Source organism: Verrucomicrobiota bacterium (genome assembly GCA_039192515.1).
Lineage (GTDB): Bacteria > Verrucomicrobiota > Verrucomicrobiia > Methylacidiphilales > JBCCWR01 > JBCCWR01.
In genome coordinates, this window is sequence record JBCCXA010000034.1 from 1 (window position 1) to 12335 (window position 12335).

The following is a 12335-nucleotide window of genomic DNA, read 5'->3' on the forward strand; positions in this document are numbered from 1 at the left end:
ATTAGCTTCTGGAGTGCTAAAGAGATCTCTTGAATAACTATCATAAACTTGGCTTCCTCCATATGAACCATAGAGTCCAGTCGGATCAAAATATGTCCAAGGGTTTTGGTTGACATAGGTATAGACATTCGGTCCGTCGACGAAGCCGAGCGGATCTCTGGTGATGAAGACCCCGGCTTCGAGGTCGCGGTAACGGAAGCCTTCGTTAAGGAGACCTGTAGGATCTTCGTCCTTGGAATTGGCCTTCTGGCGATCTTCGGTAGAGCCAAACTCCTCTGTTCTCGTACCGAAGGCTTCGTATTGAGCTTGATAGGTAATCGTTCCACCAGCATTGGTCTTGGCGACAATGTCTCCTCGGCTATTATTGTGAGTATAACTTGGTGTTCCGCTTCTCAGCGTATAAAGGATGCCTCCAATGCCTCCTCCGTAATCTGAGCCACGGATGTATTCTACACTTGGCGATGAAGCTCCATTATCATACTCCTGAGCTGAGGTTCCTCCTGAGAAAACGACTTTAGTATTATCTCCACTAGCTAAACTTTCATCGCGACCAACACGTCGCGTGCGATAATCGTAACTGTATTGATAAATGCCCTGATTAGGGCTTAATGAGTCATTTATCAAAACGAGACGGTTTTCAACATCGTAGATATACTGAACGGTATCTGGTATGGGGTCTGGTATAGTAAGGGCAAAGAGTGACCATGCACCTAGACTTTTGGGGGCTAACTTCACCTGAGACCCACCGCCGCTACCGTCATCAAAAACCTTAAGGGTTCTGTTACCATTGGCATCATAAGAATAGGTTGAGGTGATGTTTCCAAATAGACCGCTTGTGCTCTCCACGAGAAGTTGGTTTAACTCATTATAAGTATAATTTACATTCAATCCGGAATCAGGGAGGACTAGTCCAGTGGATCTGAACTTTGAGTAAGTGCTTTTTTGTATCCGGTTATGAGCAAAATCATATGTATAAGCAGTAATTTTTATGGAAGATGAACCAGACAAATCATACTCTTCCTTAACAAGGCGGTTTATATTGTCATATTCATTGGTTATGATGCGATCTACCAAATTGAGCGTTGGGTTATCTGCTTGGTTGTAATCCTCAACGACTTCTCTGACATTGGCAAAGAGGTCGTATTCATAGTCGTAGCTGTAAAGGAGATTGCTTGCTGCACTGGCAGAGATAACAGCTTGGCGATTGAGGGCATCATAGGAGGTGCTGATCATATCGCCATTGGGAAGTGTCTTAACACGGATATTCCCGTTTAGGTCATAGTCATAATCTGTAACTCGAGAGCTTGATTCGGTCATGGTATCGAGACGGTTTAGTGCATCATAGGTAGAAATGCATGTCAGATTGGTATCTCCATAGACATTGCTAAGACGGTTACCCGCCAAGTCGTAGGTATAGGTATGAGTCACACCACCAGAGGTTTCCTGGATGATGCGATTGAGGGCATCATAAGCGTAAGCAACATCGGCGGCACTATTTTTGGCAGGAGTATTAGAGACATCGTCAAGAACCTCTATGACCTCCTTGAGGTTACCTACTTTGTCATACGCATACTTACGTATGGCATTTGTGTTATCAACGGTATCATAAAAAACCTTTGTTAGCCTATTTCGCTTATCATACTCGTAATGCGTATTAACTCCCTTAGCATCCAGGCGTTTGGTTTTATTCAGAGCATTGAAAGAGTAAGTGGTGGTATCAGCTGCACCGCCGACTCCATAGATGATTTGGGTATTGCGGTTTAAGCCATCATAGTCAAAATCACTACGTTGGTCTTTACCGTCAATGACTGCGGTACGATTGCCCACTTCATCGTATTGATTGGTTACTAAAATCTCTTCGGCATCGGTCGTGGTAAGTAAGCGGTTGAGAGCGTCGTAAGTATTGGTAACATTGACCCGACCCTCCACTAAATCTGTTTGATCTTGCGCAGCTTTAGCAACTGCTAATGTTGTGGCACCACCCTGGATGGTTTCAAGGATGTTTCCATTTTCATCATAGATATTAAGGGTGGTTCCAAAGTGAGACGCAACAGAGCCGTTATTGAGCATAGCATCTGTTGCTGGGGTGATGACATGGGTAGGACGGTTGGCCCGGTCGTAAACGGTCTCAGTGGTGTTGCCACGCGCATCTGTCACCGCGGTAACATTTCCAACATCATCATAGAAGGTTTCTGTGAAGGGTGATTCCAAAGCTCCACCGTTGTCTTCATTAACAACGGCTGGTTGGGTTTCAGTGATCTTACGGTTGCGTTCATCAAAGGTGAAGTCCCACTGTCTACCAAGTGGGTTTATCGTAGCGACAACATTACCATTTAGGTCATAGACTGTTTGGGTTAGAGGATTGGCGGTTCCCCCGATTCCATCATCCACAAGCGGTTGAATGACTTTGGTGGCACGCCCTGCAAGGTCGTATTCTTTGTTGGTCACGCGTCCTTCCTCGTCAATGGTCTCGTATTCTAAGCCAGTTGAGGTATAAGCCATGGAAATAAAACCGTAGTCGTTGTTGACTACTCCTTGGGATTCCACAGCAAAGCGCGTCATCACAGGACGGTTTAAGGAGTCAAAGTCGGTTTCGGTCACTTGATCCACATTTAACATTGGTGTGAAGGACATGATCTGTGCGGGATCAGGATTAGCCATTGTCTGGGTATCACGAAAAGCCGTTTGCTCAACAGGGTTCCCTACTTGGTCGTAGCTGGTATGAGTTATGGCATATTTGCCGGGTTCGACTTCGACTGCCTTGGCTATTTCGCGGTAGAGGCTGTCATAAACCATGTAGGTCTCTTGTGGATTCCCATCCGCCAAGGTTTTAGGCCCGATGATTTTGGTGGGTTTAAAGCCATCTTGGCTAAAGGCGGAGGCGCCGGGATTCGCAGTGCTATCATATTCATATTGGGTGATGATGTCCTGGGTTAGAGAGGGATTTTCTGTCGATAGAACTTTTTTCGCTATTAAGCGTTGAATTTCATCGTATTCAAAACGGGTAATGTTTCCATTGGGATCCATCTCAGTAATCTTGGAGTTGACGCTGTTGTATTCGAAGTCGGTAAATAAATGAGCTTCTAGACGAGCAGTAGTAGAATCAACCTGTGCCGGATTAAAGAAGGATGTGAAGGTGCTTGGATCACTGCCGCTGAGCATGTGGTTATCATCCATGACCCGTATTTGGCGGACGAGACGATTCAAGGAGTCGTAGTGATAGACTGTGATGTTTCCATTTTCATCTATCTCACCAACTTTATTGCGGTCATCATAAATCATTGATTTGCTGGGAGCTGAGGAGTCTTCGGGACCTATAGCGGGAGGGTAGACCACGCGAATGAGGCGGTTTAAGCCGTCATAAACAAAATATGTTGTAAATCCTCTGGGATCGGTGGTGGAAATTTTATTACCGTTTTGGTCATAGTCATGACTGGTGACAAGATCCGGTTCGGACCCCATGACAACCGTCTCAGACTGCACATAGCCTAACGCATCTGGTTCATAGAGGGTTGTTAAATCTGAAACCCAAGTCACAGGATCAGCTCCCAGATCTTTTATAGATTTACTATCCATAAAACCGGGGAAGCTGGGGTTATCGTAGGTAAAATCGGTTACCTGTCTGGGTGTCGTGCCGTCTGAGTCATAGATGGTCTCTTTGGTACGCAATCCGTACGGAGGGTCGGGTAGACCGCTGTCTATCTCATACTCTGTTTTAATACCACGCTCATCGATGATTTCAGTCATCACGTGCCATTTTACATCGTACTGGAAACTTTTTTCTTGTCCCAAGGCATCGGTTTGCAAGTTGGGATCAGCGAAAAATCTACCCAATACAGTAGGCTCGGTAAAAGAGTTCGATACACTGCGAGGCCCTGATATATTACTCGTTAACTGCCTAAAGTAATTGGTATTTACTGTGATTAGGGCCGCACCAGAAAGATTGGGAATCCCTTTACTGTAGCTGAATCGGGTGGTGTTACCGGAAAAGTCAGTGGTTGCAATAGGTCCGAAAGACTGCACTGCATTGAAATCAAATTTTTCACTGGCATTGTCTAAAGGGTATTCAATGGTGAGTGCGTTATGCACTAAGAGTTTTGGCCTTTCATTGAAAACAGTGGAGATATTAAGAGCTGAGAGTTGTACATCATTGGCCAGGACAAAGCCTAAGAATCGATCAAATCGTTGTCTCTTGGATTCAAACGTGGCGTCCCTAACATATTCGTTGGTTTCCATGATCTGACTGCCATTGAATCTATAGGTTCTGGTTTGCCCTACAGCGTCTGTAATAGAGTTAAGTCTGACGCTGGCATCACCAGTGAATATATTTTCTGACAAGTAGCTGGGAACACGCATTTCACTATCAGAATAGTAAGTCATGTAGAACTGCGATTGATTTGCAGTGGTGACTTCTGAACCGTCAGGTAGGTCGATCTTTGAAATATATCTAGGGAATCCGGATACCGGGTAATATCCCTCGAAATTGAAGTTTTTGCTGTAGTTGTCATAGAGTTGTTTAGCGGCAAAGGAAAAGCGGTCTTGAGGTAGGCTAACAGAGTCGCTTTGAACTTTTGCATAATGAGAACGGGTGCGATCTTCCTGATAAGTAAAAGAGTATTCGTTACCATTAGAATCTCGTATATAATTCAAATTGCAGTGTGTTTGTTGATTGACTTCTTGTTCGTAAAGGAATCTTGCTAATGGGCCATCTCTGCCCAGGCGCACAGGCGGGTAAACAAAGCCTCTGAGCTCTTGCGGTGTGGTATCCCCCTCTATAACAGTTTCATAGCCGTAGGAGACTTCACTCAGGATGATACCGGCAGAATCTTTTTTAACAACTTTAGTCAAGCTTCCCGCTGGGTAATTGTATTCTACTACATTACCATTAGGGTCCGTTATGGTAGAGACTCTACCTGAGCTATAGGTTATATTAATTTGCCGACGTTCCGGGCTCAGGACGGGAACAAATTCGATCCTGGTCGGCTTAATGTCTCCATTTCCATAGTGATAGATCAGTTTATTGCCGTATTTGTCCTCTACCTCCTCCAGTCTATGGTAGAGCTCTCGTTGAATGGTAATGGAACCTATTTTAGGAGGAAAAATCCCAGCAATTCTAATACCAGCATCACTCAAGAATTGTGAAGTAACTGGATCAATATAAGGTGAAGTGGGACGCGCACCAGTCGTGACCTGAAGACTCTCCGTGACTACTGGATCCTTTGAGTATCTAAGCGTGGTGCCAAATTTTTTGGTAAATACGAGGTGGGATCCACTCATAGCCAGCGTATTGCTCATAGCATCGGCATCATGATTTCCGGAAGGCAGGGCAAAATAATTTAAAGGGGGCTTCAACAGTTTAGAGATGTCCTTGCCGCCTTCCCAGGATTCTTCAGCGCTGTTAAGAACGATGAATCTATAACTCGAGCCGTCATTGTCCGTGATATGCGCATAGCGCTCATAACGAAAAGCTGAGATATTACTATCTTTAGTGCCAATACCATCATAACTAGTCGTCGCTTTGGCCGAAATCCGAATATTGGGCGAAAGATTAGAACTCCAGCATAATCCAAAAGGTAAATCCGGTCTGAGGCTTGGATGGTAGGCTGTTTTGGATGTATCATCTATGTATACCTCTGAGGTGGCATTTCGTCTCACAGATAAATTAAGTTCGCTCGCTGGCATGGGCATATATAAATCCGTGGTGGAGTGATTGAGCCCCAGGGTCATAGCATCTAGATAGGTTTCTTCAGGCGCCTCATCTGTTTCTTCCTTTTGCTGAGGTTTTTCATCCGAAATAGGCATTCCATTGAGTCCTACTTTTCGATAGCGATTAGGAAAAGCTTCGGTAGGAGGGCTGATATTTACTGAAAGGCTCCAGTTATAACTGGGGAAAACTCTTGGTGGTGGTGGTGGGTTGTCTTCCTCATTCGAATGCAAAGATGGAGCAACAAACACCAAGAACATAATGCCCAGAAAAGTTGTCTTTGAGATATTTTTATAAAGTTTCATGGTTTAGGTTTGTTAGTTATTGTTGGCCTTTATTTCTCATGGCTATTAAAGTCTTTGCTCTTTGAACAAAGTCCTTCATATAATTCTCACGCCTGCTAGAAGATATCCGGTCAAGCCATTCTATATCTGCTGCAGTTCCAAAGTGTCCCATATAGTCAATTGCTGTGATCACCAGACTAACTGAGGCATTTTCCTCAATGCTTTTCTTTGCCAGGGGAACATAGGTATGCATCCCCTTGGAGTGGGCAATAGAAAGCGCGGTATTTAACGAACTGTGAGTCGCATCTGGGTTTTCTAAAACACGCGAGACGGATCTTTGAAGTTTTTGTTGATCGATCTCCATACCATCCATGTTCAAACGGTGGTAAGCCATGATAGCGGTGCCGGCTAAGGCAGTATCTGAATGCATGAGGGTACGTTCAAAAAGTTCTTCGAGATTTTTATTTAACTCAGGAGTGCGACCGCTTTTATCTATTCTAAATGCGATGCGGTCGAGTTGTTGAACCGTGTAATGCAGCAGTATTTGATGATGCGCATCATCGCGCACTATGTTAAGAAAGTTTTCAGTTATTCGAAGTGGAGAAGGATCCTTCTGCACCACATACTTCATGATTTCGCTTTTGATAGAATGCCACTCACGTTGAGTAAGGTTGTATCGATTATCCTTGTTTGAGAGATAATCATAGAACTCTAATCCTATGTCTTCATCCCATGCTTTTGCTAATTCAAAGAACGCCATCATGCGTTTTTGGTAAAGTTCTGAGTTATCCTGTGTGAGACAACTTAAAGCCTCTTGCTGGCTGGAAAATTGAAAATCTGAGCGCGCATAGACATTTCTTTTAAGATGCTGTTGTTGTTTGAGTTTTTTGAAATGCTCTCTTTGCTCTGGCGTAATCTGCTTAGCAGGAACAACTTTACCCCCTACCAGCACTTGGTTTTCAGCCAAGGAATGCCCCGCAGGTTTTTTCTTAGCCATTGGTAAGCTTGAAAAAAAGAGGATTGCCAAAGCTGCTCCTGCTGCCCCAGTTAAGACAAACAGGTATACTTTGATATTGGTATTATTTTTCATGGTACCCATTTACTCCTTTATCATTAGAAATTATCTCTGGCCTACTAGCTCCCCGTCTTGGTAGATAAACAGCCTATGGCAAATCGTTGTATTTTCGTCAGTTTGAGGATTGTCTGGATCGTCTGGTGTATTCATAAGGAAAGTGGCAACAGCCACACCATTTTCGTCAAAATCATCCATTGTAAGGGTGAGTGTTTGGGAGCCTAATCTGGCATCCAATTCATTATCACCGTCACTATCCTCCATAAAGATAAGATTGCCGTTTTCATCTGTAGGCAAATTGTCATCAAAAAACATGACTCCATTTTGGAAGATCACGAGTTCGACAGTCAGTCCTTCAATAGCTTGTGTAAGTATAAGAGACATTTCAATAACCTCCGTCCCATCTTCAAGTGTCTCAACCACTTGAGTGGTACTATTGACACTGGAGGCTAAAGCAATTCCCTGAACATTGACTGCATCTATAACAGGACCTCCTGGCTCTGTGCGTGCCACGATAGCTCGTCCTTTGGGTTCATAGGTCGTCACCTCGTAGGCGCTTAGTAATGGAGGATCCGAGCGATAAGCTCCACGAGACCAGAAGACCGACCACTGGGGATCATTGTGAGTCATGACTTGACCCAGCATTACAGGAGGGTTGCTGTAGGTTCTACCTAAGGGGATTTCAAGCAAGCCTTGATCCCAATCTTTTTTACCAGCTACCGTAGGAGTATCCCGGTCTATCAAACCCGCCTGGACCCCAGGATAAACGCCTGCTTCCATAACAATATAATGGACACGATAACCTCCAGTTATTGTCGTACCCGATGGATTTTGTACTTTCAGTTCAAAGCTGCTTCCATTTGCATTCCGGATTCTAGTGACTATAGGTAGTTGGGTTTCATCATAATTTGGAGTAGCAACCACCACCATCTCAGAGTAAGACTCGGTGAGGCTTACATTTACCCAGCTACTTCCTACATTATTTAAGACTCCCTTTTGAAGTTTGGGACCTGTCCCATCAGGTGTGGTATGATCAAATACCGCATAGGCAAGCTGTTCCGGGGGATGAATACGATTATCCGTATCAGCTATCTGCTCTTCGGGATCTACAAAGCCTACGCCATCATCATAAATGAGATCTTCGTCTACGGCCAGGGATAGTGTGCCTGATCCCGTGTCTAACGGATTTGAGCCATAGAGAAGCGGCCACGCACCATCACCTCCATTCATGCCAGCGATTGAGGCAACGGCTACATCTGGGTTTGAGAATCCAGATAGGTCATAGATATATGGAGCATCTGTATCACCATCGATGATGTTTCCCAGTCCTTTGACAACATTAGACCCCAGTGCAGCACTATAATGAACACCGGATATGGTGCCTGTGCCCGGTTCTAAAATGATATAACCCAGTTTCTCCACAGTTCTTTCAAGAGAATCTTCTGTCCCGAAATTTTCTTCACCTATATGAGAACCAATAAGTAAACTGGTGGTAGATACGAAATCAACCCGTCCGTCGGCCTGCATATGATTCTCTGCATCAAGGGCTATATCAAAAGTATCCGGTGCCCATATTCTCTCTTTGCCTATCCAGGCATAGAAATCTTCCCCCAGATTTGCGGTGACCACGGTTACATCAAACATATTGTATCCCGAGCCCCCATTCTGATTTGACTCAATTGTATAAATACCGGCTTCATTGAACAGGTGTTGTTGCCTCTGCCCGCCATTAATGGTATAGCTAGCTACCTGTACGCTATCTTTTGTAATGACTACCTCTGCCGAGTTAGAAAGGTTTGCTTCGAAAAGAAGGGCGTCATCTTTTCTGATAGTCATATCAGAAGCCGTGTAGACATCTGTAGCCTCCCAGGTTACATCAAATGGGCTTAGCGTTAAGCCTCCGTTTTCAAAGGAAACATTAACGGCAGTAGGTCCGCTTGCATTTAGGGCGATATTGCTAAACCAACGATCATCAGGAGCTAATTGAGCATTCAAGGAGCCATTAATGGAAACTAACTGATAAAGGAAGGCGTTCCCTTCCAAACATACAGGCGAAACGGGAGAGCTTGTTACCGTGTCGACAGAATTGAGCATTTGTAATCTTTGCTGGTACCAATCAGCAACTCCATTAATCTTTTGCAAGGTCAAGGACTCGATTCTCATCTTTTGAAATGAAAAGTAGTGGTGCATCTCCAGTGTGATAGAGTGAGAACCAACATTTAGATAAGGCAAATAAATCCAAGCTACTTTTGATTGTGATGGGTCGATGAAAGCAGATGCAATCCCCGCGTACATCCCATCAACATAAACCAGCAGTTCAAAGCGATTACGCAATGGATCCACCGACATATTTTCCAGGAGGATATCCAGTCGATAGATTCCCGCTTCCCCCGAACCGATCTCTAGATCATAGGTAACTGAGCCGGCCTGGGTAAGGTTATAAAATCCATTGCGATAGCTCCTCCAATTTCCCTTGTAACTCGATACAGCATTACCCTTTATTGCTTTAAATGTTTCTACGCTAACAATGTCATCAACTTTTGGATCAGTGAAGGTTCCAAAAATTTCTTCATAATCACCTAGTAGATCACCATCTGAATTACTTTGTGTGGGATCAGTTCCCGCTTGAGATTCTACATCATCACTCACACCATCCAAATCTTGATCATAAGTAACGACTTCAACGTTATCTACAACAGCAGTTAGCAGTTGAGCGTTTTCATTGGAAGCAAGCGCAATACCGATGTAGGCCTGATCACTAATCAATAGATTAGTAGGCTCAGACTCTAGTTCATACCAGGTAATATTGTCTTTTGAAAAAGAGCCGGTAAAGACATTGTCTTTTCTTTCTAGCTTGAGCCATACTGGCAAGGTCTGGTCCGGTGCCGAATTACCGCCACCGAATAGATTGAGCTGATCTGTTCCCCTTAAGTCATCGGTTTCATCTGTCACACTGGCTTCACTTCTATGAATATAGCGAATATCAAAATCGCTGGGGATATCTTTGTCTCTGGAAATTACCATAGCCGCCATTTTGGATGACTCTGTTAAGCTATCTCTTATCATGACACCTATTCTCGCTTTTCTTTCAGTCGCATTCTGAAAACCCTGTTGAGTGACTTCAGCAGGAGAGGGAATTCTTATTTTAATGTATCCATCCCCTCGGATCGGCTGATAAAGATAATGAAACTCATCACTGGTTTCTCCCCTATTGAAACCAGTTCCCGATGCTTGTAGAACAAAAGTGTCTTGGTCCAGGTAAGTTGCTGGAGGACCTGGATCACTTATTGGGGCTGGATTGCCAACAGCCACTCCTGGTAAGGCGACATCTCCTATATCCAGGCTTTCCCATGGAGATTGTAAAACAGGGTTGGAGCCATTTTGGAATTCCGTAAGATGGCTGGCGCCATCGCCGTCAGGATCATCAGTATCTAAGACATCTTGTATGGAGGTGATATTGTCGTTAGACACATCCGTATCTAGAGCTACTGCATCAATAATCTGATACTCCCACCAGTCCTCAATGCCATCTCCATCGGCATCAAGAAGCCCTGCGGTAATATCAGTTACTTTGATAGAAGCTGTTTGGCTGGCATCTCCTGAGACAAGCCCGACACCAGCATAGTAAAAGCCGTATTCCCAGTCGAGAGCTAGAGGAATAGAAGCAAACTCTATCCAGTCCGACTCGTTTGGGGTACCCGCAACATCAGAGTAATAGGCAGTAAACTCATGGCCTATTTTATCGATCTTTAGCCATAGAGGAAATTGATAAATACTGTTCGGACTTGCCTGAGTATTTGTGCCCGCAGAAGACATCAAGGTTGTGAGTTCAAGATAATCTAGAAAAGGTTGCACACTGGTACTACCATTTTTAGTAGCACTTATGGTATTAGAAGATAGATCAAGGGTCTGATTATCTAGAGAGGTTGTGGTTGTCCAATTCAGGACCCCATCCACTTCGGTGTTGGGAAAGTTTAATGCGCTATCTATGACGTTCCCATTTAGTTCGATCTTGAATTTCCTATTATTCCTACTGGAGGCATAACCAAATAATAAATCTACATCTCCATGAGGTCCTAGTGTCCAAATAACTGGGTTGTTAGGTCTAACATTAAGATATAGGCCACCAGAAGCATTCTTTCTTGCCTCCAGGGCTGCCAAAAGGTAAGGCGTGTCCTCTGCTTCTAAGCGAATGACTTCACCAACCTTGTTTTTTCTATGAATCAATTCCAGGGTCCCATCCTGAGCAAGCATAAAGCTCACATGTCTAGAGTCTGGGTTGAGGTCCTGTCGCAACATGATGCCCGCTTTCGCGCCGATGGGTAGTAAAGAAGTCGTTTCTGCTAAACGCACGATGATGGATTGATCTCCAAAATTTAGCTGCCCCATATAATGCAAGCTATCTTGGTCTGTGCCCAGGAATCCTCTACCGCTTGAAGTCAGGGTAAATTCATCACTGGTGTCATCATAGGTAGCTGAGCCCTTAGAATATCCTAGAAGCAAATCATCTAGCGTATCGCCAATATCCACATTAAACCAGGGGTCCGGGAGTAATTCATTGAAGTATGGATCTGTCCCGGCAGCTAATTCGGTCTGATTATCTAGACCATCCCAATCAGAATCTTCATACTCTTTTATTTCATCAAATTCGATGACTCCATTATTATCACGGTCTACACCTAGGCCTTCGTCGATGATCTGCTGTTCCCAATAGTCGGCAAGACCATCTAAATCGGAATCCAAAATAAAACTAAAGATATACTTAGCCTGACCTAGGGTCGCCACTTGGTCATCCGCAGGATCTGCTACGATCAAGAACTCCCCACCATAGATAGGTATTTGAGGAGGATAAATTTCGGGAATCGAGTAAAGCTGGCTGGCAACCCATTTGAGCTGACCAATTTGAATTGTTTGATAATCTTCGGGTAGAGGAGCTGTCTGCATTTCCCATGTTTCTACCATCTCCCCTAAAGAACCTTCACCTGTTGGTAACTCTCCACCTACAGCCATCACAGCCATTTTTGCCTTAATGGTTAGATACTTGAGCTGACCAAGGTTACATGCCGCATAGTCCTCCGCGGTTCCCTGCAACACACTCTGGGAAGCCCACCAAGCAGGAGGGTCTTGCTGTGCTTTTAACCCTACACTAAAAGCACTGGTTAACCCTATTAGAACCGTGACTAAGATTATTTTCCTCATAATGGTTTTCTTTATTTTTAAACCGCTAATGCACTTGAATTAAAGCTGATCATCTTTTCATTTACTGGTGGCTCAG

Annotated in this window: 3 protein-coding genes; all 3 read right to left on the reverse strand. The window is 44.2% G+C overall.

What is annotated here, in order from left to right:
* The coding region (locus AAGA18_12885; GenBank protein MEM9446233.1) for an RHS repeat-associated core domain-containing protein at positions 1–6009 on the reverse strand (6009 nt) is incomplete at its 3' end.
* 16 nt (positions 6010–6025) lie between these two features.
* Positions 6026–7078, reverse strand: coding sequence for a hypothetical protein (locus AAGA18_12890; protein ID MEM9446234.1), 1053 nt, complete (start codon positions 7076–7078; stop codon positions 6026–6028).
* 30 nt (positions 7079–7108) lie between these two features.
* Positions 7109–12259 (reverse strand): hypothetical protein, encoded by a 5151-nt coding sequence (locus AAGA18_12895; GenBank protein ID MEM9446235.1) that lies wholly within the window; start codon positions 12257–12259, stop codon positions 7109–7111.
* Between the last annotated feature and the right edge of the window lie 76 nt (positions 12260–12335).

Excerpts from the sequence above, each read along its gene's own strand:
- AAGA18_12890 (MEM9446234.1), bottom strand. The coding sequence starts at position 7,078 with ATGAAAAATAATACCAATATCAAAGTATACCTGTTTGTCTTAACTGGG.
- AAGA18_12895 (MEM9446235.1), bottom strand. The coding sequence starts at position 12,259 with ATGAGGAAAATAATCTTAGTCACGGTTCTAATAGGGTTAACCAGTGCT.